This is a genomic window from Pseudarthrobacter sp. BRE9, assembly GCF_031844305.1.
Taxonomy (GTDB): Bacteria; Actinomycetota; Actinomycetes; order Actinomycetales; family Micrococcaceae; genus Arthrobacter.
The window spans coordinates 135,483-160,062 of the sequence record NZ_JAUZUY010000001.1 but is presented as its reverse complement, the minus strand read 5'-3'; the positions used below and the strand labels follow the sequence as shown (position 1 = coordinate 160,062).

The 24,580-nt window shown below is 65.0% G+C and carries 24 protein-coding genes; 21 read left to right on the top strand and 3 right to left on the bottom strand.

All coding sequences use genetic code 11. The annotated features are described in order from the left end of the window. The first annotated feature begins 1 nt into the window (after nt 1). The 16 genes from Q9R31_RS00735 to Q9R31_RS00660 all read left to right on the top strand — a co-directional run bounded on the left by Q9R31_RS00735 (nt 2) and on the right by Q9R31_RS00660 (nt 16,397). A complete protein-coding gene (locus Q9R31_RS00735) occupies nt 2-964 on the top strand; it encodes a glycosyltransferase (protein WP_311260860.1) in 963 nt (320 codons plus the stop codon). Between the two features lie 99 nt (nt 965-1,063). Next, entirely contained in the window at nt 1,064-2,932 is a 1,869-nt protein-coding gene (locus Q9R31_RS00730; protein ID WP_311260859.1) for a nucleoside-diphosphate sugar epimerase/dehydratase, read from the top strand. Between the two features lie 14 nt (nt 2,933-2,946). Further along, nucleotides 2,947-3,954, top strand: a complete 1,008-nt coding sequence (locus Q9R31_RS00725) for a glycosyltransferase family 4 protein (RefSeq protein WP_311260858.1) — start codon at nt 2,947-2,949, stop codon at nt 3,952-3,954. 99 nt (nt 3,955-4,053) lie between these two features. Then, nucleotides 4,054-4,536 (top strand): hypothetical protein, encoded by a 483-nt coding sequence (locus tag Q9R31_RS00720; protein WP_311260857.1) that lies wholly within the window; start codon nt 4,054-4,056, stop codon nt 4,534-4,536. Further along, the gene (locus Q9R31_RS00715) at nt 4,529-4,867 is read left to right on the top strand and encodes a hypothetical protein (protein WP_311260856.1); all 339 of its coding nucleotides are present in this window, start codon (nt 4,529-4,531) and stop codon (nt 4,865-4,867) included. Before Q9R31_RS00720 ends, Q9R31_RS00715 begins: the two co-directional genes overlap by 8 nt. An 81-nt stretch (nt 4,868-4,948) precedes the next feature. Continuing rightward, entirely contained in the window at nt 4,949-5,749 is an 801-nt protein-coding gene (gene atpB, locus Q9R31_RS00710; protein WP_236798771.1) for a F0F1 ATP synthase subunit A, read from the top strand. A gap of 109 nt (nt 5,750-5,858) precedes the next feature. Further along, nucleotides 5,859-6,077: an ATP synthase F0 subunit C gene (atpE, locus tag Q9R31_RS00705; RefSeq protein ID WP_003804776.1), complete on the top strand. Its 219-nt coding sequence runs from the start codon at nt 5,859-5,861 to the stop codon at nt 6,075-6,077. A 54-nt stretch (nt 6,078-6,131) separates the two neighbouring features. Next, nucleotides 6,132-6,683 (top strand): F0F1 ATP synthase subunit B, encoded by a 552-nt coding sequence (locus Q9R31_RS00700; protein ID WP_018768405.1) that lies wholly within the window; start codon nt 6,132-6,134, stop codon nt 6,681-6,683. Beyond that, on the top strand, nt 6,683-7,510 hold the full coding sequence (locus tag Q9R31_RS00695; RefSeq protein WP_311260855.1) for a F0F1 ATP synthase subunit delta: 828 nt from the start codon (nt 6,683-6,685) through the stop codon (nt 7,508-7,510). The genes Q9R31_RS00700 and Q9R31_RS00695 overlap by 1 nt, the downstream gene beginning before the upstream one ends. Nucleotides 7,511-7,587: 77 nt before the next feature. After that, entirely contained in the window at nt 7,588-9,225 is a 1,638-nt protein-coding gene (atpA, locus tag Q9R31_RS00690; RefSeq protein ID WP_311260854.1) for a F0F1 ATP synthase subunit alpha, read from the top strand. A gap of 73 nt (nt 9,226-9,298) precedes the next feature. Next, nucleotides 9,299-10,189: a F0F1 ATP synthase subunit gamma gene (locus Q9R31_RS00685; RefSeq protein WP_311260853.1), complete on the top strand. Its 891-nt coding sequence runs from the start codon at nt 9,299-9,301 to the stop codon at nt 10,187-10,189. Between the two features lie 82 nt (nt 10,190-10,271). After that, on the top strand, nt 10,272-11,726 hold the full coding sequence (gene atpD, locus Q9R31_RS00680; RefSeq protein WP_311260852.1) for a F0F1 ATP synthase subunit beta: 1,455 nt from the start codon (nt 10,272-10,274) through the stop codon (nt 11,724-11,726). Nucleotide 11,727: 1 nt separating this feature from the next. Beyond that, a complete protein-coding gene (locus Q9R31_RS00675) occupies nt 11,728-12,012 on the top strand; it encodes a F0F1 ATP synthase subunit epsilon (RefSeq protein ID WP_311260851.1) in 285 nt (94 codons plus the stop codon). Nucleotides 12,013-12,022: 10 nt separating this feature from the next. Next, nucleotides 12,023-12,454, top strand: a complete 432-nt coding sequence (locus tag Q9R31_RS00670) for a DUF2550 domain-containing protein (protein WP_018768399.1) — start codon at nt 12,023-12,025, stop codon at nt 12,452-12,454. 5 nt (nt 12,455-12,459) lie between these two features. Beyond that, nucleotides 12,460-13,788, top strand: a complete 1,329-nt coding sequence (locus Q9R31_RS00665) for an alpha/beta hydrolase-fold protein (RefSeq protein WP_311260850.1) — start codon at nt 12,460-12,462, stop codon at nt 13,786-13,788. Between the two features lie 32 nt (nt 13,789-13,820). Beyond that, nucleotides 13,821-16,397 (top strand): phosphatidylglycerol lysyltransferase domain-containing protein, encoded by a 2,577-nt coding sequence (locus Q9R31_RS00660; RefSeq protein ID WP_311261610.1) that lies wholly within the window; start codon nt 13,821-13,823, stop codon nt 16,395-16,397. A 162-nt stretch (nt 16,398-16,559) separates the two neighbouring features. On the opposite strand, the gene Q9R31_RS00655 is transcribed toward Q9R31_RS00660, so the two are convergent. Both Q9R31_RS00655 and nucS read right to left on the bottom strand, forming a co-directional pair. Beyond that, entirely contained in the window at nt 16,560-16,763 is a 204-nt protein-coding gene (locus tag Q9R31_RS00655) for a cold-shock protein (protein WP_011692441.1), read from the bottom strand. A 307-nt stretch (nt 16,764-17,070) separates the two neighbouring features. Next, entirely contained in the window at nt 17,071-17,766 is a 696-nt protein-coding gene (nucS, locus tag Q9R31_RS00650) for an endonuclease NucS (RefSeq protein ID WP_311260849.1), read from the bottom strand. A gap of 119 nt (nt 17,767-17,885) precedes the next feature. On the opposite strand from nucS, the gene Q9R31_RS00645 reads away from it, so the two are divergent. Together Q9R31_RS00645 and Q9R31_RS00640 are read left to right on the top strand one after the other, a co-directional pair. Further along, on the top strand, nt 17,886-18,236 hold the full coding sequence (locus tag Q9R31_RS00645) for an ATP/GTP-binding protein (protein ID WP_311260848.1): 351 nt from the start codon (nt 17,886-17,888) through the stop codon (nt 18,234-18,236). Nucleotides 18,237-18,332: 96 nt separating this feature from the next. Continuing rightward, nucleotides 18,333-19,130 carry an alpha/beta hydrolase gene (locus Q9R31_RS00640; protein ID WP_311260847.1) on the top strand — a complete coding sequence of 266 codons (798 nt, stop codon included), beginning with the start codon at nt 18,333-18,335 and terminating at the stop codon, nt 19,128-19,130. A 60-nt stretch (nt 19,131-19,190) separates the two neighbouring features. Here Q9R31_RS00640 and Q9R31_RS00635 read toward each other — a convergent pair whose 3' ends face one another. Beyond that, complete coding sequence (locus tag Q9R31_RS00635) at nt 19,191-20,420, bottom strand: AI-2E family transporter (protein ID WP_311261609.1); 1,230 nt, start codon at nt 20,418-20,420, stop codon at nt 19,191-19,193. A gap of 323 nt (nt 20,421-20,743) precedes the next feature. Between Q9R31_RS00635 and Q9R31_RS00630 the strand changes: the two genes are divergently transcribed. From Q9R31_RS00630 to Q9R31_RS00620, 3 genes are read left to right on the top strand one after another with little or no spacing between them, the layout of a single operon-like run. Further along, a complete protein-coding gene (locus tag Q9R31_RS00630) occupies nt 20,744-22,423 on the top strand; it encodes a hypothetical protein (protein ID WP_311261608.1) in 1,680 nt (559 codons plus the stop codon). A 51-nt stretch (nt 22,424-22,474) separates the two neighbouring features. Further along, on the top strand, nt 22,475-23,482 hold the full coding sequence (locus Q9R31_RS00625; RefSeq protein WP_311260846.1) for a tetratricopeptide repeat protein: 1,008 nt from the start codon (nt 22,475-22,477) through the stop codon (nt 23,480-23,482). Next, nucleotides 23,482-24,579, top strand: a complete 1,098-nt coding sequence (locus Q9R31_RS00620; protein WP_311260845.1) for an NADH:flavin oxidoreductase/NADH oxidase — start codon at nt 23,482-23,484, stop codon at nt 24,577-24,579. The genes Q9R31_RS00625 and Q9R31_RS00620 overlap by 1 nt, the downstream gene beginning before the upstream one ends. The last annotated feature ends 1 nt before the right edge of the window (nt 24,580 follow it).

Sequence of the window (24,580 nt, the reverse complement as noted above, 5' to 3'; positions counted from 1 at the left end):
CGTGGAAAACCTGTACGCCGTCGTCGTCACTTACAACCGCGCCGACTTCCTGCGCAACCTGCTGGAATCCTTCGCCCGCCTCAGCACCGCGCCGGCGCGGATCCTTGTCGTGGACAACGCCAGCACCGACCATACGGCGGACGTCGTAACGCAGGCCATCGCGGCCGGCGGACCTCCCATCCAGTACGAACGGCTCGACCGGAACGTCGGCGGCGCCGGCGGATTCTGCCGGGGCGTGGAGCTGGCACTGGAGTCCGGCGCCGAATGGCTGTGGCTGATGGACGACGACGTCGAGGTGCTTCCAGGTGCCGTGGAGGCACTGGACAAGTTCACGCCGGACTACTCCTGCATGATCGGCCGCCGCTACGATGCCAACGGCAAACCGTTCTTCTGGCAGCACCATTTTGTCGAGGCCCTGGGCATCTTCCTCCCGGTCTCGCGGGACGTTTTCCGGCACTCCGCCGTATTCCGCACGAATGTGGGAAACTTCGAAGGCATGCTCATCAAGGCCTCAGTGGCCCGAAGCATCGGCCTGCCGGACCCGCGCTTCTTTATCACCTGGGACGACCTCATCTACGGCTGGCTTGCCGCGCAGCAAACTCCTGTGGTGTACGTCAATGCCTTTGTCATCAAGAAGGTCCGGGCGCAGCGCCAAGTGGACCTTGGGCTGCGGCACCTCAATGATTCGTCCGACCTGAGCCGCCGCTATGTGATGCGCAACCGCGGGCACGTGGCGCACTATTTGCGCGCGTATGGCAGATTCAACCGCGTGGGTTTCGCGGCTGGCACGGCCCTGACTTTCCTGAAGGAACTGGCCCGTCTGGTCCTGGTCGAGCGGACCCTCAAAGGGGCCGGCGCGCTGTTGCGGGGATGGCGTGAATCGCGCATTATCCTTGCCGACGCCGACTGGAAACCCATGGCGCCGCTGCCGGTGCATCCTGGAAGCGGAACCCGGAGCGATTAGTATCGTTCTAAGCCCCGACGCCGTCCGACAGTTTCGCGGCGGGGTATTTTGAAACAGGCGCCTGGCCGCCGTGGTAGTGGAAGTCGGTTGCATCCTTCGTTGAGTACACAATCAGAAACGCGCGCACCTGCCGCAGTACGGGACGAGAAGCCCGCCCTCTGGATCTGGATCCAGCTCTTCCTCGACTCGATGTCGTGGGTGGTGGCCATCGGCCTGGCACTGCTGCTGCGGTATGAGATGGGCATCCGCGTGGAACAGTTCGCCGGCGCCTGCCTCATCGCAGCCATCGCTGTGGTGGCACAGATGCTGGCCGGCTACTCCCTGGCCCTCTACCGGGGCCGGTACCCGTTCGGCAGCTTCCAGGAAGCCCGGGCACTCGTTTTCGTCACCGTCATTGTGGCTGCCACGATTACCGCAAGCCTGCTGGTGCTTTACGCGGAGATCAACATCGGCCGCAGTGTGGGCCTGATCGCCTTCCCGTTTGCCTGCCTCTTCATGTGCGCCGCCCGCTACGCCAAACGGCTCTACGTGGAGGGCAAGACCAGGCCCGGGGACGGAGCGCAAAACACCTTGGTTTATGGTGCCGGGTTCCTGGGCAACTCCCTGGTGACCCGGATGCTGCAGGACCCGGATTCGCCATATTTCCCGGTGGGCCTCGTTGATGACGACCCCGCCAAGAAGCATCTTCGGCTTTCGGGCGTCCAGGTCCAGGGCCGCGGTGATGACCTGCCCGCGATCATTCGCCGCACCCGTGCGAAGGTGCTGGTCCTGGCGTTCGCCAACGTGGAGGCCAGCGTGGTCCGCCGGATCTCGGATGCGGTTGCCGGCTTGAACGTGCGCGTCCTGGTCCTGCCCCCGCTGCGGGACATGCTGGGCACGGGCGCCCCCGCCGGTTTCTCCGACTTCCGCGACGTCGCGGTGGAGGACCTGATTGGCCGCCGGCCCGTGGACATTGAGGTCGACGAGATCGCCGGGTACATCAAGGGCAAGCGGGTGCTGGTCACCGGAGCCGGGGGGTCGATCGGATCGGAGCTGTGCCGGCAGATCGTGCAGTTCCACCCTGCTGAACTGATCATGCTGGACCATGACGAGACCGGGTTGCAGCAGACCCAGATCTCCATCACCGGCCGCGGCCTGCTGGCCGGCAGGGACACCGTGCTGGCGAACATCCGGGACGGCGAAGCGCTGCAGGACATTTTCAACAACCGCCGCCCCGAGGTAGTGTTCCACGCTGCTGCGCTCAAGCACGCGCCGCTGCTCCAGCAGTACCCCGTGGAAGCCTGGAAAACCAACGTGTGCGGCACGCTGAACGTCCTGCGTGCTGCCCAGCGCGCCGGCGTCACCCACTTCGTGAACATTTCCACTGACAAGGCAGCCAACCCCACCACGGCCCTTGGCCACTCCAAACGGGTTGCGGAAAAACTTACTGCCTGGATGGCCGGCCAGACCGGCGGCAAGTACGTCTCCGTCCGGTTCGGCAATGTGATGGGCAGCCGTGGCTCCATGCTGCCGCTCTTCACCGAGCAGATTCGCGTTGGCGGTCCCGTCACCGTCACAGACCCCGAGGTCACCCGGTTCTTCATGACCATCCCCGAGGCCTGCCAGTTGGTGATCCAGGCAGGCGCCATTGGTGCCGGCGGCGATGTGCTGATCCTGGACATGGGCGAACCGGTCCGGATCCTGGACGTGGCCCAGCGGATGATTGCCATGTCGGGAAAGGACGTGGAGATCATTTACACCGGCCTGCGGCCCGGGGAGAAACTGCATGAGGAACTGGTGGGCAACGGTGAGCTGGACCAGCGGCCCCTGCATCCGAAAATTTCACACACCAGGGCCACAGAGCAGGACCCGGACAAGCTGGACCTCAATGTCTGGCTGGCGCGCTGCGAGGCAGAGCAGGGCCTCCAGATCGCCGACATCCCTGATGAAGAGGCCGACGACTCGGGCGAGATCCGGGTGGCGTCATGATTCCCCTGGCGTTGATGGCTGCGATTACCCTGCTGGCAAGCCTGCTGCTTCCCTTTGCCGTGAAGCCCCTGCTGGTGCGGATGGGCGTCGTGGATGTTCCTTCCGCACGTTCGTCCCACGTCAAAGTGACCATTCGTGGCATGGGAGTCGCCACCGCCGCAGCAACGGTCATTGGGTACGGTGCCGCTTTGCTGCTGGGCGTCGTCACGGTGGACCGCTCGGTCCTGGCCGTCATTCTGGGCGTCATTGTCACGTGTGCCGCCGTCGGCTGGATTGAAGACCTCCGCGGCCTGTCCATCCGGGGCCGGGCCGCGGCCCAGCTCGGAATCGGTGCGGCCGGGTCGGCGGTGCTGATCGTCCTCACGGGGCAATCGTTCTGGTGGCTGCCCCTCGGGGCACTGGCGATAGCTGCCTACGTCAACATCGCCAACTTCATGGACGGCGTCAACGGCATCTCGGGACTTCACGGGGTCACCGCCGGCGGCGCATACGCGGTGGCGGGGATGCTGTCCGAACAACCCTGGCTGACCGCCGGCGGCGCCGTGCTCGCGATGTCCTTCCTCGGCTTCCTGCCGTGGAACCTGGGCCGGAGTTCCGTGTTCCTGGGCGACGTCGGCAGTTATCTGCTGGGAGCGTCAGTAGCTGCCCTTGCGGTGGCAGGCTTCCTCGGCGGGGTGTACGTGGAGTACGTCCTGTCGCCGATCCTCGTCTACGCCGCAGATACCGGCTACACCCTGCTGCGCCGCATCAAGGCGGGGGAGCGCTGGTACGCATCGCACCGCGAACACGTCTACCAGCGGCTTACCGACGTCGGCTTCTCACACCTGCAGTCGGCGGCTGCCGTTACCGTGTCCACCCTTGCCGTGATTGTCCTCGGTTTTGTTGCCGCCACCGCCCAGTTGCCTGTTGTGGCCTTATGCGTGGCCGCAACTGTGCTGGTGCTTGCCATGTACCTGGCCAGTCCGGACCTGATCCGCCGCTACCGGCGCCGGTCCAAGGTAACGCGGCTCCCGGTGACCTAAGGATGTTCTATCTCGTGTAGAATTTAGGGGCAGCCCAAGCTGCCACTCCACCCCCTGCCACCTGGCGATCTGCCCTGTGGTGCCGACGATTGGGATCGAATGACCTCCAACGCCGAGTCCGGACCTGCCTCCGGCAACGGACGCGTTGGCGCCTCCGGTCCCACCCGTTCGCTGTGGCTGAACCTGCTCAAACGCAGTTCGATTGCCGCGGCGGCCGGACTTGCGCTGTGTGCCGTTCCCGCCGGACTTCTCAACGGGGCGACCGGCGCGGTCTCCAGTTTGCTCGGGGGCCTGCTGGTCATGCTGTTCTTCGCGATCAGCCTGCTGATTGGCCACTTCGTGGGACGCGGGAACCCCTCCGGCGCAATCGGGATGTTCGTAGCCACCTATTTCATCAAAGTGATTGGCTTCGCCGTCGTCCTGTTCGTCATCGGCGCCCCGGAATGGCTCCACGGACGCTGGTTCATCATCGGAGCCGTGGTGGCGGTCGTCCTCTGGCAGGCCGCGGAGATCCACGGCTTCAGCAGGGCCCGCCTCCAGATCTACAACGATCCAGACGATAAGGGAGGAAACCATGCCTGACCAGAAGAAGTCCGCGGCCGGCGCACATGGCAGGCCCGGATCCAACGGCTCCGCAGCAACTGATTCCGACGCTTCCACCGATGGCGGCTACAACGCTGGAATGGCTGTATTCAGCTACATCATTGGCGGAATCATCGTCTGGAGTTTGATAGGGTGGGGACTGGATTATCTGTGGGGAACGCGCTGGATTGTGCTCGCAGGCGCTCTGCTTGGAGCCGTCGGAGGTTTCTACCTTTCCCACATGCACGGCCTCACCAGTTCCCGCAAAAATGCTGATGGGCGCCACGCTCCCAGCGCACCGTCCCAGGACGGAATAGATAATGCCAAATAATTTCACAGGGGGAACAGCAGGCTGTCAGGCTGCCGGACCCCGCCCAACGCCCAATGATGGACACTGCAGAGAGGAAACGCGTTGATCGCGCTTGCGCTCCCGGCCCAAGATTCAGGAGAGTTCACTCCTCCTGGTATTAACGAAATGCATTTGCCGGCAATCCTGCCGTGGGGTGCCGCAGAAGGATTCTCCAAGCAGATGCTGCTGGTCCTCCTCTCTGTTGTCTTTATCGCCGTCTTCTTCGTGCTCGCCGCACGCAAGCAGCAGCTGGTACCAGGCAAGCTCCAGTTTGCCGGTGAAGCCGCCTACGGCTTTGTCCGCAACGGCATTGCCAAGGACATCATCGGCGGCAGGGACTTCATCAAGTACGTCCCCCTCCTGTTCAGCCTGTTCTTCTTCATCCTGGTCAACAACATCTACGGCGCCATCCCGGTGTTCCAGCTCCCCACGTTCTCGCACGTGGGTGGAGCGTACGTGCTGGCCGGCCTGGTCTACATCACCTGGATCGCCATCGGCGTCAAGAAGAACGGCCTGCGCTACTTCAAGCTGGCCACCGTCCCCTCGGGCGTGCCGTGGTACATCCTGCCGATCGTTATTCCGATCGAGATCATCTCCAACTTCGTTGTCCGGCCCGTCACGCACAGCCTCCGTCTGTTCGCCACCATGCTTGCCGGCCACCTGATCGTGATGATCGCCGGTTCCGGCATCGAGTACCTCATCATGCAGGAGAACGTGCTGCTGAAGGGAACGTCGGTCCTGGTGCTGGCAGGTGCCATCGCCATGTACATGCTCGAAGCCCTGATCATGGTCCTCCAGGCCTACGTCTTCACGCTGCTGACCGCGATCTACATCGAAGGCGCACTCCACGCCGACAGCCACTAGGCACCCCGCCGGAAGCGACGCTCCACCGGCCCACCACAGTCTTCCCCTCGCGGGGATGAAGCAACCCAAACAACCTGCCACACAAAGTGGCATCTTGAAAGGAAAAAAAATGGAAGGCTCCATCAACGGCTCCCTCAACCTCATCGGCTATGGCCTCTCGGCTATCGGCGGTGGTATCGGTGTGGGTCTCGTGTTCGCTGCCTACATCAACGGCGTTGCACGTCAGCCGGAAGCCCAGCGCGTCCTGCAGCCGATCGCATTCCTTGGCCTGGCGCTGACCGAAGCACTCGCCATCCTGGGCCTGGTCTTCGCCTTCGTTCTCAAGTAAACCTTCAGAACTTCAGCGAACATTCAGAACCGAGTAGATAAGGACGGGTGAAATATGCATCAGCTGATCATCTCAGCCGCCGCTGAAGGCGACGTCAACCCACTTATTCCCAATGCCTGGGAAATGCTGGTTGTCTTCGTGGGCTTTGCCATCCTCTTCTTCATCGTGGTCAAGTTTGTTGTCCCGATGTTCGAGAAGACCTTCGCAGAGCGTGCCGAGGCCATCGAAGGCGGCATCGCCAAGGCTGAAAAGGCCCAGGCTGAGGCGTCTGCTGCACTCGAAGAGTACAAGCAGCAGCTGACCGACGCCCGCACCGAAGCCAACCGCATCCGTGAGGAAGCCCGCGCCGAAGGTGCCCAGATCCTCGCGGATCTCAAGGAGAAGGCGGCCGCCGAGTCCGCCCGCATCACTGCGCAGGCGCACGCACAGATCGAATCCGAGCGCCAGGCGGCCGTTGTGTCCCTGCGCTCTGAGGTAGGCACCCTTGCCACCACCCTGGCAGGCCGCATCGTGGGCGAATCGCTCAATGACGATGAGCGTGCAGCACGGGTCGTGGACCGCTTCCTGGCAGATCTGGAGTCCCAGAACGCAGGTGCAGCTAAGTAATGGCAGGCGTATCGAGCGAATCGCTGGCAAAAGCGCTGGCAGAGTTGGAAGCAAAGCTTCCGACGGCGTCGCTGCAGCTGGCAAAGGAACTCTTCGGAATTCTGGGAATGGTGGACAGCTCGGCTGGCTTGCGCCGCGCCCTGACTGACCCGTCCCGCAATGGTGACGAAAAGTCGGCGCTGGTCAAGCAGCTGGTTGGCGGGAAAGTCTCCGCTGATGCTGCAGACATCGCAGGCGGACTGGCCAGCTCACGCTGGGCAACCGCCCGTGATATCGGCGATGCACTCGAGACTCTTGCCGCAACGGTGGTCATTTCCGTTGCTGAAAACAAGTCGGCCGTTTCTGCCTCCGGAATCACTGGCCTGGAAGAGCTGGAGAACGACCTGTTCTCCTTCAACCAGGCTGTTGCCTCCAGCCATGAGGTACAACGTGCTCTGTCCGAACCACAGGCCAGCAGTGCAGCCAAGGTTGCACTTGCGGAGAAGCTTGTGCCGGGCGCCAGTGAGGAGGCCAAAGTCCTCATTGCCCAGGCTGTGACCCAGCCCCGCGGCATCAAGCCAACCCGGCTTGTGCAGCGGTTCGCCGAACTGGCGGCCAAGCGGCAGCAGCGCTGGATTGCAACGGTCAGCGTGACCCGTCCATTGACCCAGACGCAGCTTGCCCGCCTGCAGGCTGGCCTGAATGCCTTGTACGGGCGGGAACTGAAGGTCAACGTCAATGTTGACCCGGCACTCATTGGCGGCATCCGCGTCCAGGTCGGTGACGAAGTGCTTGACGCTTCGGTCCTCACCAAGCTGGGCGAGCTGCAGCGCCAGCTGGCCGGCTAGCCGGACAAGCACAACCTAACTGATAGAAACCCCGGTCACCGCAAGGTGATCACAAAACAGGAGAGCAGGGACTGCAGATGGCCGAATTGACCATCAACGCCGACGACGTCCGTAATGCGCTGAACGAGTTCGCGGCGTCCTACGAACCCGGAAACGCAGAGCGCGTAGAGGTCGGCCGCGTAACCACCGCTAGTGACGGCATCGCCCGTGTTGAGGGCCTTCCCTCGGTCATGGCGAACGAGCTGCTGCGCTTTGAGGACGGAACCCTGGGCCTGGCCCAGAACCTTGACGTCCGCGAGATCGGCGTCATCATCCTCGGCGACTTCACCGGCATTGAAGAAGGCCAGGAAGTCCACCGCACCGGACAGGTTCTGTCCGTGCCCGTGGGCGACGCCTTCCTGGGCCGCGTTGTTGACCCGCTGGGCGTGCCCATCGACGACCTCGGCGAGATCAAGGCCGAGACCACCCGCGCCCTGGAGCTTCAGGCTCCCGGCGTGACCCAGCGCAAGTCGGTCCACGAGCCGATGCAGACCGGCCTCAAGGCTATTGACGCCATGATTCCGATCGGCCGCGGCCAGCGCCAGCTCATCATCGGCGACCGCCAGACCGGTAAGTCCGCCATCGCGATCGACACCATCATCAACCAGAAGGCCAACTGGGCTTCGGGCGATGTCACCAAGCAGGTCCGCTGCATCTACGTCGCCATCGGGCAGAAGGCGTCCACCATCGCCGCCATCCGCCAGACCCTCGAGGACAACGGCGCGCTGGAATACACCACCATCGTGGCTTCTCCCGCCTCCGACCCCGCAGGCTTCAAGTACCTGGCACCGTACGCAGGCTCGGCCATCGGCCAGCACTGGATGTACGGCGGCAAGCACGTCCTGATTGTGTTCGATGACCTGTCCAAGCAGGCCGAAGCCTACCGCGCCGTGTCGCTGCTGCTGCGCCGCCCGCCGGGACGTGAAGCCTACCCGGGCGACGTCTTCTACCTGCACTCCCGCCTGCTGGAGCGTTGTGCCAAGCTCTCCGACGAGCTCGGTGCCGGCTCCATGACCGGCCTGCCGCTGATCGAGACCAAGGCGAACGACGTGTCCGCCTACATCCCGACCAACGTCATCTCCATCACGGACGGCCAGATCTTCCTGCAGTCCGACCTCTTCAACGCCAACCAGCGTCCCGCTGTTGACGTGGGTGTCTCGGTGTCCCGCGTTGGCGGTGCCGCCCAGGTGAAGTCCATGAAGAAGGTCTCCGGTACTTTGAAGCTGGACCTGGCCCAGTACCGCGACATGCAGGCGTTCGCGATGTTCGCATCCGACCTGGACGCAGCATCCCGCCAGCAGCTGACCCGCGGCGCCCGCCTGATGGAACTGCTGAAGCAGGGCCAGTACTCGCCGTTCCCGGTCGAGGACCAGGTGGTGTCCATCTGGGCCGGCACCAACGGCTACCTGGACGACGTTCCGGTGGAGGACATCAGCCGCTTTGAGTCTGAGTTCCTGGAGCACCTGCGCCACAAGTCCTCGATCCTGACCACGCTGGCCCAGACCAACGTGCTGGACGACGACACCGTCGCCGCCTTGAAGTCTTCGATCGTCGACTTCAAGAAGGGCTTTTTCGGCGAGGGTGACAACCACCTGGTAGGCGCCGGCCACGAGGAGCATGACGCCATCTCCGAGGGCGAAGTCGACCAGGAAAAGATCGTCAAGCAGAAGCGCTAGTTCCGCATCGTTCGGGTGTGCCGGGCCCCAGGGTCCGGCACACCCGGCTACGGAATGTTAGGAAAGGATAAGTATGGGAGCCCAGATCCGGGTCTACCGCCAGAAGATCAGCTCGACCACGTCGATGCGCAAGATCTTCAAGGCGATGGAACTGATCGCTACCTCGCGCATCGGGAAGGCCCGTGCGCGCGTAGCAGCTTCACTGCCTTACGCGAACGCGATCACGCGCGCCGTTTCTGCTGTCGCCAGCCAAAGCGAAATCGACCACCCGCTGACCACTGAGCCGGAGCAGATCCGCCGCGCCGCAGTCCTGGTAATCACCTCGGACCGCGGTTTGGCAGGTTCCTACTCCGCCAGCGTCCTCAAGCAGGCGGAAGGTCTCAACGAGCTGCTCCACGCCGAAGGCAAGGAAGTCAAAACCTACCTCGTGGGCCGCAAGGCCCAGGCCTACTTCGATTTCCGGAACCGGCAGTACGCACGGGTCTGGACCGGAGGAACCGACGCACCGGAATTCGCCACCGCCCGCGAGATCGGCGCAGCGCTGCTGGCAGAATTTGCGACCGACTTCGAAGAGGGCGGCGTGGATGAAATCCACGTTGTGTACACCCGCTTCAAGTCCATGGTCACCCAGGAGCCGACGGTCATCCGCCTGCTCCCGCTTGAAGTAGTGGAAGAGCAGGCCGCCTCCGAGTCGGATCTCCTGCCGCTGTACGAATTCGAACCGGAAACGGAGCGTGTCCTCGACGCCCTGCTGCCGCGCTACATCGAATCGCGTATCTTCGCAGCCATGTTGCAGGCAGCAGCTTCCGAGCTCGCCGCCCGCCAGCGGGCGATGAAGTCCGCAGGCGACAACGCAACGGACCTGATCAAGAAGTACACGCGTCTGCGCAATACGGCCCGCCAGGCCGAAATTACGCAGGAACTCTCCGAGATTGTTGCCGGTGCCGACGCCCTCGCGTCGTAGCCTTCACCTTCCCGGTTCCGCGTAACCAGCACCACCACAGATAAACTTAACCCCACGCCATCTACTGAATGAAGTGAGAGAGATGACTGCCACTGCTACCGAACACGTAGCCGCAACGTCCGGTGCAACCGGCCGTATTGCGCGCGTAATCGGCCCGGTTGTCGACGTCGAATTCCCGGCTGACGCAATCCCGTCGATCTACTACGCCCTCACCACTGAGATCACTCTCAACGGTGAGACCAAGACCATCACGTTCGAGACCTCCCAGCACCTGGGCGACAACCTCGTGCGGGCCATCTCCCTGCAGGCAACCGACGGCCTCGTCCGCGGTACCGCCGTGGTGAACACCGGCGCCCCCATCTCCGTTCCCGTTGGTGACGGCGTCAAGGGACACATCTTCAACGTCCTGGGCCAGCCCCTGGACGTTGCCGAGTCGGAACTGGACATCAGCGAACGCTGGCCCATCCACCGCAAGGCCCCCAGCTTTGCCTCGCTTGAAGGCTCCACCGAGATGCTGGAAACCGGCATCAAGGTCATCGACCTCCTCACCCCGTACATCAAGGGTGGAAAGATCGGCCTCTTCGGCGGCGCCGGCGTGGGCAAGACCGTGCTGATCCAGGAAATGATCACCCGTGTTGCCCGCAACTTCGGTGGTACCTCGGTCTTCGCCGGTGTCGGTGAGCGTACCCGCGAGGGCAACGACCTCTGGGTTGAAATGGAAGAGGCAGGCGTCCTCAAGGACACCGCCCTTGTATTCGGCCAGATGGATGAGCCGCCGGGAACGCGCCTGCGCGTGGCCCTGTCCGCGCTGACCATGGCGGAGTACTTCCGCGATGTTCAGAACCAGGACGTGCTGCTCTTCATCGACAACATCTTCCGCTTCACCCAGGCCGGTTCCGAGGTGTCGACCCTGCTGGGCCGCATGCCTTCGGCCGTGGGCTACCAGCCCAACCTGGCGGATGAGATGGGCCTCCTGCAGGAGCGCATCACGTCCACCAAGGGCCACTCCATCACCTCGATGCAGGCCATCTACGTCCCCGCAGATGACTACACCGACCCGGCTCCGGCCACGACCTTCGCACACCTCGACGCGACCACGGAACTTTCCCGTGAAATCGCCTCCCGTGGTCTGTACCCGGCCGTTGACCCGCTGACGTCGACGTCCCGCATCCTGGACCCGCAGTACATCGGCAAGGACCACTACAACACGGCCGTCCGTGTGAAGCAGATCCTGCAGAAGAACAAGGAACTCCAGGACATCATCGCCATCCTTGGTGTCGATGAGCTCTCTGAAGAGGACAAGATCGTCGTGTCGCGTGCACGCCGCATCCAGCAGTTCCTCTCGCAGAACACCTACACCGCCAAGCAGTTCACCGGCGTCGAGGGCTCGACGGTCTCCATCAAGGACACTGTTGAAGGCTTCGCAGCCATCTGCGACGGCGAGCTGGACCACATCGCGGAGCAGGCGTTCTTCAACGTCGGCGGCCTCGATGACGTTGAGCGCCAGTGGGCCAAGATCCAGGAACAGACCAAGTAATATGGCTGAGCTTGAGGTTGAGATTGTCGCAGCGGACCACTTTGTGTGGTCCGGAGCGGCCAAGATGGTCAAGGCCCGCACCAGCGATGGTGAAATCGGAATCCTGCCCGGCCACTCGCCCCTGCTGGCGATCCTGGCCGAGGGTGAACTGGCCATCCAGCCGGTGTCCGGGGACCGCATTGCGGTAGATGTGGACGGTGGATTCTTCTCCGTTGACAACAACCGCGTGGTTATCGTTGCTGACAACGCCCACATGGGCGGCTCGGCTACCGCTGGGATCCGCTAGCACGACCTTGATGGACGCACCGGGTATTCCGTTCATCGCACTGGCAATCGCGTTCGGATTGCTGATCATTGCACTGTGCCTTTCGGGGGTACGCCGCTTCAACCTGCGGCGTGCCCTCGGCACGGTGGACGCCTCCATTTGCGTTGCTGGAAACAGCTGGCAGATGGGGGTTTGTCGTTATCAGGACAACGACCTTGAATGGTTCAGGCTCATCTCCTTGAGCGTCCGCCCCAAGTACACGTTCAAGCGCAGTTCACTGGAGCTGCTGGGCCGCCGGAAACCCACGGAGGCTGAGGCCGTAAAGGTCCAACCGGACGTGGTGATCGTGGAACTCCGGTATGAGGGGCAGGACCTGCACCTTGCCATGAAGTTCGACGCCTATACGGGTCTTTCATCCTGGCTGGAAGCAGGTCCGGTGATCGGCGTGGGGACCTGGCGCTAGCCGACGTGGATTGGCTCTCAGACATCCGGCTCACGGACGGCCCACTTTATGGAACTGTCCTGGTATTGGGAATGGGCGGCGCAGCCTATCTCCTGGTGCCACCCTGGCGCGCCTCCATGGCGCCGGCCCACCGGGCCCGGGCATGGGCGGTCCGCGTCCTGGCAGCCGCGGCGGCTGCCTTTGCCCTGGTGGGTACCGTCCACTGGGCGCTGATCAATATTTTCACCACCTTCCCCGAGGACCTGCCGGACCCTGTGCTGTTGTGGCTGGTGCCTGGAGTGGCCGCTGTTTTCCTCGGCCTGCTCCGGTTGCCCCGGACCAGCTGGGGCGCACGCGGGGGAGGGGTCCTCGCAGCGCTGCTGGTGGTGCTGCTCTCGGCGATGCAAATTAATGCGTACTTCGGCCTGAACAGGACCGTCAGCGACTTGCTGGGCACGGCCCTGGCCCGGATACCGGCCCTCGAGCAGGAGCTCATGCGGCGCCCGGGACAGTCCGACGGCGTACCGCTCCAGGGCTGGAAGCCGGAAGGGGAGTTGCCGGCCGGGGGCGTTCTCCGGAAGTCCGCGATCCCTGGGACGATTTCCGGCATGAACACCCGCGACGCCTACATCTACCTTCCGCCGGCGTACTTTGCGGCGAACCGGCCTGCACTGCCGGTACTGGTCCTGGTGGCCGGCCAGCCGGGAGGGCCTGCTGACTGGCTCACCGGCGGTGCCATTCGGGGCCACATGGATTCCTTTGCCGCAGCGCACGGCGGGGTGTCCCCGGTGGTGGTCATCCCGGACCCCAACGGCACCCAGTCTGCGAACACCATGTGTATGGACAGCCGCATTGCCAATGCAGACACCTACCTTTCGCAGGACGTGCCGAAGTGGATCAGTTCCACGCTGGCCGTTGATACCAACCACAGCCACTGGGCGGTGGGTGGCTTCTCCTTCGGCGGGACGTGCGCCGTGCAGATGGGAACCAGGCATCCCGGCATCTACGCTGACGTCCTTGCCTTTTCCAGCGAGGCAGAACCCGCCATTGCCAAGGAACGGCAGAAAACCATTGATGCAGCCTTCCCCGGGAACCCTGATGGATTTACCGGGCTGACTCCACTGGAGATCATGAAACACCAACGGTTTGAGTCCAGCGGCATGTACCTCACTGCAGGCCAGAACGACCCCGAATTCGTGGGGAACCTCCGTACGCTGGCCGCCGCGGCAGAGGCTGCGGGCTTCACGGTGCAGGCGCACGAGGTGGAGCACACCGGCCACTCCTGGGATACCTCGTCCAAGAGGTTCGCGGATGCGCTGCAGTTCCTTGGCACCCAGTGGGGGCTGCAGTGGTGAGCACCAGGAACCCGGACCGCACCGCAACCCTGATGTGGGCCGCCGTCGGACGCCCTGCAGTCCGTCAGACGCTGCTCACGCTTAGGGCCATGCCCTTCACCCTGGGCGTGCTTGTTGCTTTCCTGGCGGCCGCTGCGCTGACCGGAAGCTTCCTTGACGGGCCGCCGGAGCAGCTCCTGGGACTGGCCTCTGTCAGCGGCCCCGGCCTGCGCGGCGGGCAGTGGTGGACGCTGTTCACCAGCCTGTTCTTCGCCACCAACCCGCTCGCCTACCTGGCGGCGTCGCTGATGATCGTCCTGCTGTTGGGGCTCGCCGAGCGCAAGCTCGGCCGGCGGGCCGCCGTCGGACTGTTCTTTGGCGGGCAGTTCGCGGCTGTCACGCTGTTTCTCCTGGTGACGCAGCTGGCAGTCTATGTGGGCGATGGCTGGCTGGACGCGATGGTGGATGACAGACTTATTGGCCCCTATTCCCCGGTGCTCACCGCGGGCCTGGCAGCCAGTGCCCGGATCACGCTGCTGTGGCAGCGCCGGCTCCGCACCGTGGTGCTGACCACATCCCTCCTGCTGGTCCTGTACGTGGGGCACGCCGAGACCGTCATTGGCCTCATCGGCGCCCTCCTTGGCCTCCTTGCGGGCTGGTGGATCCAGGGGGACCAGGGGCGCCTTCACCGTCACCGGTCCACCGGCCGGGAAACCCGGAACCTCCTGGCCTTGACCGTCGCCGTGTTTGCGGTGGGTCCCATCCTGACTGGAATCACCCGCGCGCCCACCGGCCCGCTGGCACTGCTGCGGGACGTCGTGCTGAGCCCGATGCCCACGCTGAATGAACTGATCTTCAACTGCGGTGCCACCGTTGACGCCACCTGCCTGGAAACGGGAAGGGCAGGATTTGCCGGCCCGTTCGGCCTGGCGCTGGCCGTGGTGCCGGTGATCCTGCTGTTGATCTGCGCGGACGGCATGCGCCGGGGCCGCCGGCTGGCACTGAACATTGCGCTGGCCATCCAACTGGCTGTCACTGCCCTCGCGGCGGTCTACCTTGCCCTGTTCGCCCTTGTCCCTTCGCGCCTGCAGGGCACGCATTCAACGCCCATGTCTTCAGCCTTCGCCCATGTGCTGCCCCTTGTCGTTGTCCCCCTGCTGCTGGCGGTGGTCCTGTGGCTGAACCGGCGGCAGTTCCGCGTGCAGACGCGCCCGGGAGCCCGGCGGGTCCTCGCATCGGTGGTCTGCGGAACCTGGCTTGTCCTGGCCGGTTCGTATACCGTGGCGTGGTTCTGGTCCGGCGGCCTGTCCCGTGACGGCGGGCTGCTGGGCCTCTTCGCCGAGTTGGCCCGGCAGTACGTCCCGGTGCCCATTCCGCAGCATTTCCGCCGGGTCTTCCCGGAGCGTGACAGTGCCGAAGCAATGCTGTTCGCCTACTCGGGTCCGGTGTTCTGGCTTGTAGCCCTGGCGGCGGTGTGGTGGATCCTGGTGGGGCGGCACCACGGGCTCCACTTCGGGCGGCAGGACCGCAGCCGTGCCCGCGAGTTGCTCCACCAGGGCGGCGGCCCCTTGTCCTGGATGGCACTGTGGGAGCCCAACACGTACTGGTTCAGCCCGGACGGGGCAGGTGGCATGGGGTTCCAGCAGCACGGGACCGTGGCCCTGACCCTGGGCGGGGCGTTCGGTGACCGCAAGGCGGAGCAGCGGGTGACCGAAGGGTTCCTGGACTTCTGCCGCAGCCAGGCGCTGATACCGGCGCTGTATTCCTGTGACGACACTTTGTGGCCGGTACTGAGGGAACGCGGTTTTTCCCGGGTGGCCGTCGCGCAGGAGACCCGGCTGGCGCTGAGCGAACTTGAGTTCAAGGGCAAGGAATGGCAGAACGTCAGGACGGCCCTGAACCGCGCCGCGAAGCTGGGGGTCCACGCCGTCTGGGGCTCCTACCATTCGCTGCCGGCAACGCTCCGGTCGAGGCTGAACGAAGTGTCCGAGGAATGGGCGGCCGGAAAGTCTGTTCCGGAAATGGGCTTCACGCTGGGGGGCGTGGACGAGCTCGACGACGAGGAAGTCCTTTGCTGCCTGGCCGTGGACGGCAACGGCACAGTCCATGGCGTGACCAGTTGGCTGCCGGTGTACGACGACGGGCGGCTGGTGAGCAGGACGTTGGACGTCATGCGCCGGGGCAGTGAGGGTTTTCCGGGGGTGATGGAATTCCTGATCGCCTCCGCCGTCCTGGAGCTGCGGGATTCCGTGGACGTGATCTCCCTGTCGGGCTCGCCGCTTGCCAGCCGCCCCGATGTCCAGCCGGAGCGGGGGCCAAGCACAGGTGGCACGGGAGCCGACGGCATGGGCTGGCCTGATGACTCAGGGGAGCAGGAGGGCGCCGCTGATGAGGGCGCGCAGAACCTGGTCAGGATCCTGGACCTGGTGGGCCACGCGCTTGAGCCGGTGTACGGCTTCCGCTCCCTGGCAGCCTTCAAGTCCCGGTTCAAACCGGAGTACCGGGCGCTCTATCTGTACTACCAGGACCCGTTGCACCTGCCGGCCATCGGCAGGGCGCTGACCCGTGCCTACCTTCCCGGCCTTTCGCTGGCGCAGGGGGCCCGGCTTGTCCGCAAACTGGTGACCTGATGCCAGCTAACCGGGACTGATGCTGCATTTCTGCACCCTTTGTCAGCAACAAAGGAAATGCAGCATTCGGTGCACCTGTTTGCGGGATAAACAAATGGTCCCCGGCAATTCTGCCGGGGACCATTTGTCTCGCTGACAGCCGCGGTAAGCGGCCGGCGGATACTAGACCAGCGTTACGCCCGTAGCCTGGGGGCCCTTGGCGCCCTGGCCGATTTCGAACTGAACGCGCTGGTTCTCGTCAAGGGTCTTGAAGCCGCCGGTCTGGATCTCGGAGTAGTGAACGAAGACATCGCCATCGGAGTCATCCGGGGTGATGAAGCCGAAGCCCTTTTCAGCGTTGAACCACTTGACGGTTCCCTGTGCCATTTATTTCTCCTCATTATGGAACTATTTAGGATCGGCACACCTCGTGCCGACCTTGGTCACTCCGCGAGAAGAATCCTGATTGCCTTGCCCCAAAGTGAGGATCCGGCGCTGCAGGAGCTTCGCGCTCGCAACATGTCTTGCGAGCATGAAAAACACCTACACAAAGACTGAGATAAGAATTTCATGCCCGTTCCCGCAGGTCAACGGCGCGGACGACAAAAAGGACAAAATTTAGGTAAAAAACAGATGTCACAGAAGCAGCAAGCAAAGCCCGGCGATTAAGTGCCTAAAGCAACAAAGGGGAAAACTAGAAGAGACGGGATTCGCTGTCGTCGACTCCGCGCATGGCGTCGTAGTCCAGCGTCACGCAGTCGATCCCGCGGTCATTGGCCAGCACCTTGGCCTGCGGCTTGATCTGCTGGGCCGCGAAGATTCCGCGGACCGGTGCCAGCAGCGGGTCGCGGTTGAGCAGTTCCAGGTACCGGGTCAGTTGCTCCACGCCGTCGATGTCCCCCCGGCGCTTGAGCTCGATGGCCACCGTGGCACCGTCCGCATCGCGCGCCAGGATGTCCACAGGGCCGATGGCGGTGAAATACTCGCGCCTGATGAGTGAGTAGCCCTCGCCGAGCGTCTCGATCTGTTCGGCCAGCAGCCGCTGCAGGTCCGCTTCCACGCCGTCCTTGATCAGTCCGGGGTCCACGCCCAGGTCGTGCGAGGACTCGCTGATCTTTTCGTGGATGTTGATGATGAGCCGGTCATCGGTCTTGGCCGACTGCACGGTCCACTGCTCCACCACGCCAAGTTCAAGGTCCACTTCTTCCGGGGATGAGACCCGCAGCGTGGCAGGAGGGCTCATCCAGTTCAGCGGCTTGTAGGAACCGCCGTCGGAATGGACCAGTACCGAACCGTCCGCCTTGACCAGCAGGAGCCGGGTGGCGAGGGGGAGATGGGCTTTGAGCCGGCCAACGTAATCAACGGAGCAATGGGCTATGACAAGTCGCACGCCGTACAGACTATCGCGTGGGTTCCGCAGGTGATGTCCGACGGCGGGACGCCGGGAACATGCGGAAGGGCGGCCGGGAGCGGGACGGGTGAGTGGACGGGCTGGGGCAGAATGGATACATGCCGCGTTCCAACCGTCCCCGCCGTCCTGTTTCCGGCAAGGGTTCCGCCTTCGGCAGGGGCACCGGGAAAAGGAATGGGGACGTTCCGGAGCTGGACCTGGAACGTGCACGGGCCGGGATTGCCCGCCGGGAAAGTGCCCCTGACGGCGAGTGGATGGTCCGGACCATGACCGCCAAAAATGCTGAGAAAACCTACATCTGCCCGGAATGCTCCACCGCCGTGCTTCCCGGCGTTGCGCACCTGGTGGTCTGGAAGGATGACCACCTCTTCGGCGCGGCGGCCGGCCTGGCCGAACGGCGGCACTGGCACACCAACTGCTGGATGACGCGCAGCTACCGGTACCGCTGACTGCCAGCGCCGCTGCCGGTCTGCCAGGGCCACTGCCACACTGCCCGCGCCGTCGCCTGGCACAGCGAAGCGCCCGCTGTCGCTAAGCTGGCAGGCATGACTTTTGATCCGGCGTCGTACCAATTCACCCAGGCCGGGGGCCCTGTCCCCATCCGTGCCTCCACCGTCCTTCCTGCCCGGCGCGAGAACATCGAGCTGCACACGGAGGACGGCCACAGGCTGGTGGGTGAGCTGGCACTGCCCGAATCCGGTCCCGTCAAGGCCACCCTGATCACGCTGCACCCGCTGCCAACACATGGCGGCTTCATGGATTCCCACGTCTACCGCAAGGCCTCCTACCGGCTGCCCGCCCTGGCGGGCATTGCCGTGCTGCGTTTCAATACCCGCGGCACCGAATCCGCCCGGGGCACCAGCAGCGGCGCGTTCGAGGAAGGCATCGGGGAGCGGCATGACGTTGAGGCCGCCGTGCGCTTCGCAGTGGAGCGGGGCCTGCCCAACCGCTGGCTGGTGGGTTGGTCATTCGGGACGGAGCTGGCGCTGATGTACGGCGCAGTGGATCCGGTGGCCGGGCAGATCGAGGGCGCGGTGCTGTTGTCGCCGCCGCTGCACCGCGCCATGGACAAGCACCTGCAGCTGTGGGCGGAGTCGGGCAAGCCGCTCACCGTCCTGGTGCCGGAGCATGACGACTTCCTCAAGCCTGCCGAGGCAGCAGCCCGGTTCAGCCTGGTGCCGCAGGCCCGCGTGGTGGGTGTGGACGGGGCCAAGCATCTGTGGGTGGGCGAGAAGTATGCGTCTCGGGTCCTGAACGACATCGTGGCGCAGGTCAGTCCCGACCCCGGGGCAGCCCCGCTGCCGCACGAATGGGACGGCCCGGCGGCGACTGCCGGCAGCTAGGAGTTGCCGAAAGGAATGATGCTTGGGGAACTGCGGGTTCAGGGCTGGTCCTGCCGGAGTCTAGTGCTGGTCCTGCCGGACAATGTAGATTTCCCGGAGCAGAAGCAGCACGGCGGCCGCGGTGGGAATGGCAATCAGGGCACCGAGCACGCCCAGCAGGCTGCCGCCGGCAATGACGGAGATCACCGCCACCGCACCGGGCACGGCAACTGCCTTCTGCATGATGCGCGGTGAAATGAAGTAGGCCTCGAACTGCAGGTACGCGAAGTAGCAGACCGCGTAGATGGCGGCCGCCTGCCAGCCCTCGGTAAGCGACACGAGGACCACCACGATGCCTGCGATCATGCCGCCCACCAGCGGGATGAAGGCGAGCAGGACCACCACGAACGCCAGGAGCAGGGCAAACGGGATGCCCACGATGGACATCACCACGAACGCGAATGTGGCATTGAGAAGCGCCACGCAGGCCTGGCCGATCACGTAGTTCCCCACCGACCGGGTGATTTCCTCCGACAGGGCCGCCACCCGCTTCCGGCGGGAGCGCGGCGCCAGCCGGTAGCCCCACTTCTTCATCGCCGGCAGCGCTGCCAGGAAATAGAGGCTCAGCACCAGGACGATCAGGGTGCCGAAGAGTCCGTTGGCCACGGTGGACCCGAATCCCACCACGCCGCCGAAGATGCCGCCCATGGCGGCGGGGTCGTTGACGAACTTGTCCAGTTCCTCGGTGATGCGGTCGCGCACGCCGAACTGGTCATCGAGGCTGCGGAAGAAGTCCGAGTCCATGAAGCTGCGCACCCAGTCCGGAGCCTGCCGCACGATCTCCGATACCTGTTCAACGATGGTGGGGATGAGAGTGGCGAAAAATCCGACGACGGCGCCCATCAGGACGGCCACGGAAACCAGGATGCCGGCGGGCCGGGGGATCTTCCGGTTCTCCAGCCAGCCCACCACGGGTTCAAGCCCCAGGGCGATGAACAGTGCCGCGACGATCCACAGCAGCAGTTGCGTGGTGTGGGAACCGATCCAGTAGACCAGCAGCGCCAGCCCCACGCCCACAGTCCCCATGAAGCCCATGTACAGCGGGTGCTGGGGAGACATGCGTGGGCCGGGGTGGCCGAACTGCGGTTCCTCGTCACCGCCCTGGTCCGTATCGGGAAACTGCCCGGTGTATTCCGGGGGCATTTCGAACCGGAGCCTGGGCTGGGCCCCGGGCAGGGGCTGGCGGAGCCTGCGGACCACCTGGCCGAGGGCAGCGGCGGCAGTACCCCTGCGATGCGCTGCTGCTGCCATCCCAAGGGGAGGCATCGGCGCAGGGACAGGGCCCCTGGAATCCCCGGAATTTGCGGTTGCCGCCGAGGACGGGTCCGTCTTGTCAGTCACTGGTTTTAGGAGCCTGTTCCGTGCGTGGCTCCGCGTTTGCGGGCCGGTGTGATGATCATCGCAAACACTATCAGCAGGCTTGCCACCGCGAGCTGAAGCCGCCAGCGGGAGGACTTTCGAGGAAGGGGCGGGGCGCCCAAAAGGGGCCCGTGGTAACAAAAAGGTTACTATTGAAGGCAAACCCCCGCTGATGATAGGTGTTTCCCTTGCGTTTAAAGACTGCAGCCGCACTTGTGCTGCTCGGCCTCCTGACACTTTTGGCCGGTATCGGCCAGAGAACCATCTGGGCTCCATCCGAGACGTTCACCGCGTCCGTGCCGGCTGATGCCGCCGCCGCGCCGCTGACCGTTATCGACCAGAAGCTGCGCACCCTGCATGACGGAACCGTCAAGATCACCGTCCAGGGCGACGGTAACTTCATGCTGGCCACAGGACGGCCTGATGACGTGAGCGCCTGGGTGGGCCAGACAGCCCACAACACCGTCACCGGCGTATCCGGGGATGAAAAGTCCCTTGTGGTTGAGCACGCCGACGGTGAGGGCACCGCCCCCAACCCGGCCGGCTCCGATCTCTGGGTTTCCAACGAGAGCGCCAGCGGGGAACTCGAATACACCTGGACCCCGCCTGCCGACGGCGACTGGAGCCTGCTGCTCGCCTCCGACGGCACCAAGCCCGCGCCGGCCTCCGTATCCATGACTTTCCCCAACGACACCTCCACCCCCTGGGCCGTTCCGCTGATGGTCCTGGGCAGCCTGCTGATCCTGGGCGGAATCGTCCTGGCACTGCTCTCGGCCCGCCGGAAGGACGGCGAGGGCGGCGACAGCAGCTACGCCCGCCGCGCCCGTGCACGGAACGCCGCGCCGCAGAGCCAGGCCCCGTCGTCGTCCTCCTCCTCGTCCAAGGCCACCATGGCTGCCGCCGGTGTGGTTGCGGCCCTGCTGGCCGGATCCGGCACCGCCGCCCAGGCCGCCACTCCCAGCCCGCAGCCTTCCGGGTCTGCGTCATCGCCGGCAGCCAAGGAAGCAACGGGATCGCCCGTCCTGCTGGACGCCCAGTTCCGCCGGATCCTGGAACAGGTCTCCAGCGCCGCCGACGCCGGCGACGCAGCCAAGGATGCGGCCAAACTGACGGACCGCGTAGGCGGACCCGAGCTGGAAATCCGCACCCAGAACTACAAGATCCGCTCCCAGGTGGGCTCCTACGAGCCGCGCATGCCCGTGCGCTCCACCAAGCTATTGACCACCGTGGTCACCAGCGGCCGCGACTGGCCCCGCTCGGTGCTGGCCGTCACCCAGGGCGAAGGAAACGTGGTTCCGCAGATCCTGACACTGGTCCAGCAGTCGCCCCGTGAGAACTACAAGCTGATGGAAACCACCCCGCTGCAGCCGGGCACCACCTTCCCGAACATCAGCCGGGGCGGAACCGAGACGATGGCCGCGTCGGACAAGTCCGGACTGCTTTACAGCGGCGAGGAAGCAATGTCCGGCCTGGCGGACAGGCTGACATCAGCGGACTCCCCGTTCAAGGACAAGCTCGTCGAGGGCCAGTCCTCCCCGTACATCGCCGACACCCTCTCCTACCAGGCTGAGGTGGTCAAGGCGGGCGAGAACGGCAATTTCTCCTTCACCCACAAGGTGGTCCCCGAAAGCACCGTGGTGTTCCGCACCTCCGACGGCGGCGCCCTGGTCCTGGGCCGGATCAACTTCGGCTTCGAAGGCACCCCGAAGGCGGCCGGTGACAAGCTGAGCATCGGCGACGACGCCGCAGCCCTGGCCGGCGGCAAGGAAACCAACACGGGCATGGTGCTGAGCTTCGCCGAGTCCATGGCGGTCTACGTCCCGCCGGCAGGATCCACGGACCCGATGAAGCTCGTCGCCGCCACCCGCGGCCTGGTCGGAGCCACCTTCAAGTAGGCCCTGACTGTATTACCACCGGCAGCGGCCGGAGTGGTTAGAGTGGGAAACATGAGTTCGCCAGCTTCCCGCCCAGTCCCTCCTGCCGCTGCCAACCCGCTTAACCTGCGCGGCGCCGTCGACCTTTCCTCGCTGAAGCGCCCCGCAACTGCGCCCGGCACCCCGCCCTCCGGTGCCGCCCCCTCCGGTCCTGCGGCAGGAGCGCCCCAGGCTCCGCAGGCCGGGGCATCCGCCGGCGGAGCCGAACTCAAGGTCAACGTCACCGAGGCAAACTTCCAGCAGCTGGTGGAGCTGTCCGCCCAGGTTCCGGTGGTGTTTGCCCTGTGGGCCCCCTACTCGCCCGAGTCCGGCAGGATGCTCGAGACCCTTGAACGCGTGGTTGCCTCGTACGGCGGCCGCCTGGTCCTGGGCGCCGCAGACATCGAAGCCTTCCCGCAGCTTGCCCAGGCCTTCCAGGTGCAGGCCGTCCCCACCGCCGTCGCCGTCCTCAAGGGGCAGCCGGTCCCGCTCTTCCAGGGCGGGGCGGACGAACAGCAGGTGCGCAGCCTCTTCGACGAACTCCTCAAGGTGGCTGCGGCCAACGGGATCACCGGAAGCCTTGACGGGGGAGCAGGCGGAGAGCCGGAGCCCGCGCCGCTGCCGCCACTGCACCAGGCCGCGTTCGACGCCATCGAGGCGGGCGACTATGCTGCAGCCGCCGAGGCCTACCGCCAGGCGCTGAAGGAGATGCCGTCGGACCACGAGGCCAAGGCCGGGCTGGCGCAGGTGGAGCTGATGGACCGGCTGCAGTCGTTGTCGGCCCAGGACAGCGAGGCCCTGCGCGCGCAGGCGGCGGATGAGCCGGACAACCTGGCAGCACAGCTTGGGGTGGCGGACCTGGATGTGGCCGGCGGGCACGTTGACGATGCGCTGAACCGGCTGGTGTCGTTCATCGGCAGGAACTTCGGCCCCGAGCGTGAGACCGCGCGCGTGCGGCTGCTGGAACTGTTCGACGTCGTGGGCGCGGGTGATGAGCGGGTGGCAAAGGCGCGGCAGGCGCTTGCCAGGGTGCTGTTCTAGTGCCGGCCCTGTTCCAGCCGCTGACGCTGCGGTCCATGGAGCTGCAGCACCGCGGCTGGGTGTCGCCCATGTGCCAGTACAGCTGTGATCCCGACGACGCCCCGGGAGTGCCGAACGACTGGCACCTTGTGCACCTGGGCGGATTCGCCACGGGCGGCGCGGCCATGATCCTCACGGAGGCCGCGGCGGTGAACGCCGCCGGCCGGATCAGTCCGCGCGACGCCGGCCTCTACAACGAGGACCAGGCGGCGGCCTGGCACCGGATCATCTCCTTTGTCCACCGGCACGGTGTTGCCGGGACAAAGATCGGTGTGCAGCTGGCCCACGCGGGGCGCAAGGCGTCCACCTACTGGCCGTTTTCCGGCAAGCACGGCAGTGTACCGGCGTCCGACGGCGGCTGGGACACCGTGGGCCCGTCCACCACGGCCTTCGAGGGCTACGCGGCGCCTGCCGCCATGACTGTGGAACAGATCCACGGCGTCATTGCAGATTTTGCCGCTGCCGCGGTACGGGCGGTGGACGCGGGCTTTGACACCATGGAGATCCATGGGGCGCACGGCTACCTCCTGCACCAGTTCCAGAGCCCGCTGATCAACCAGCGCGACGACGACTGGGGTGGGGATGAAGCCGGACGCAACCGGCTGATGCTGGCCGTGGTTGACGCCGTCCGCGCCGTGATTCCCGATTCCATGCCCCTGCTGCTCCGGATTTCGGCCACCGACTGGGCGCCGGGCGGGGTGGACCAGGCAGCGTCGGTCCGCCTGGCCCGCGAGGCCGCCAGCCGCGGAGTGGACCTCGTTGATGTCTCCAGCGGCGGGGCAGTGGCACACCAGCAGATCAAGCCGGGCCTGGGCTATCAAACCGGATTCTCGGCCGCCATCCGGGAAGAGGCGGGAATCGCCACCGGCACGGTGGGCCTGGTGACCACACCCGGGCAGGCGGAGCATGCCATCGCCACGGGGCAGGCCGATGGCGTATTCATTGCCCGGGCGGCCCTCCGCGACCCCCACTGGTGGCTCCGGGCCGCCTTCGACCTGGGCTATGACATCGCCTGGCCGCCCCAGTACGAGCGGGCGATCCCGCGGCGTGCCTTCTGAA

Bases quoted from the DNA above. Each gene is read 5' to 3' on its own strand.
- Q9R31_RS00725 (WP_311260858.1), top strand. From the start codon at position 2,947: ATGGCTGCGATTACCCTGCTGGCAAGCCTGCTGCTTCCCTTTGCCGTG.
- Q9R31_RS00720 (WP_311260857.1), top strand. From the start codon at position 4,054: ATGACCTCCAACGCCGAGTCCGGACCTGCCTCCGGCAACGGACGCGTT.
- Q9R31_RS00715 (WP_311260856.1), top strand. From the start codon at position 4,529: ATGCCTGACCAGAAGAAGTCCGCGGCCGGCGCACATGGCAGGCCCGGA.
- atpE (WP_003804776.1), top strand. From the start codon at position 5,859: ATGGAAGGCTCCATCAACGGCTCCCTCAACCTCATCGGCTATGGCCTC.
- Q9R31_RS00700 (WP_018768405.1), top strand. From the start codon at position 6,132: ATGCATCAGCTGATCATCTCAGCCGCCGCTGAAGGCGACGTCAACCCA.
- Q9R31_RS00695 (WP_311260855.1), top strand. From the start codon at position 6,683: ATGGCAGGCGTATCGAGCGAATCGCTGGCAAAAGCGCTGGCAGAGTTG.
- atpA (WP_311260854.1), top strand. From the start codon at position 7,588: ATGGCCGAATTGACCATCAACGCCGACGACGTCCGTAATGCGCTGAAC.
- Q9R31_RS00685 (WP_311260853.1), top strand. From the start codon at position 9,299: ATGGGAGCCCAGATCCGGGTCTACCGCCAGAAGATCAGCTCGACCACG.
- atpD (WP_311260852.1), top strand. From the start codon at position 10,272: ATGACTGCCACTGCTACCGAACACGTAGCCGCAACGTCCGGTGCAACC.
- Q9R31_RS00675 (WP_311260851.1), top strand. From the start codon at position 11,728: ATGGCTGAGCTTGAGGTTGAGATTGTCGCAGCGGACCACTTTGTGTGG.
- Q9R31_RS00670 (WP_018768399.1), top strand. From the start codon at position 12,023: ATGGACGCACCGGGTATTCCGTTCATCGCACTGGCAATCGCGTTCGGA.
- Q9R31_RS00660 (WP_311261610.1), top strand. From the start codon at position 13,821: ATGTGGGCCGCCGTCGGACGCCCTGCAGTCCGTCAGACGCTGCTCACG.
- Q9R31_RS00655 (WP_011692441.1), bottom strand. From the start codon at position 16,763: ATGGCACAGGGAACCGTCAAGTGGTTCAACGCTGAAAAGGGCTTCGGC.
- Q9R31_RS00645 (WP_311260848.1), top strand. From the start codon at position 17,886: ATGCCGCGTTCCAACCGTCCCCGCCGTCCTGTTTCCGGCAAGGGTTCC.
- Q9R31_RS00640 (WP_311260847.1), top strand. From the start codon at position 18,333: ATGACTTTTGATCCGGCGTCGTACCAATTCACCCAGGCCGGGGGCCCT.
- Q9R31_RS00635 (WP_311261609.1), bottom strand. From the start codon at position 20,420: ATGGCAGCAGCAGCGCATCGCAGGGGTACTGCCGCCGCTGCCCTCGGC.
- Q9R31_RS00625 (WP_311260846.1), top strand. From the start codon at position 22,475: ATGAGTTCGCCAGCTTCCCGCCCAGTCCCTCCTGCCGCTGCCAACCCG.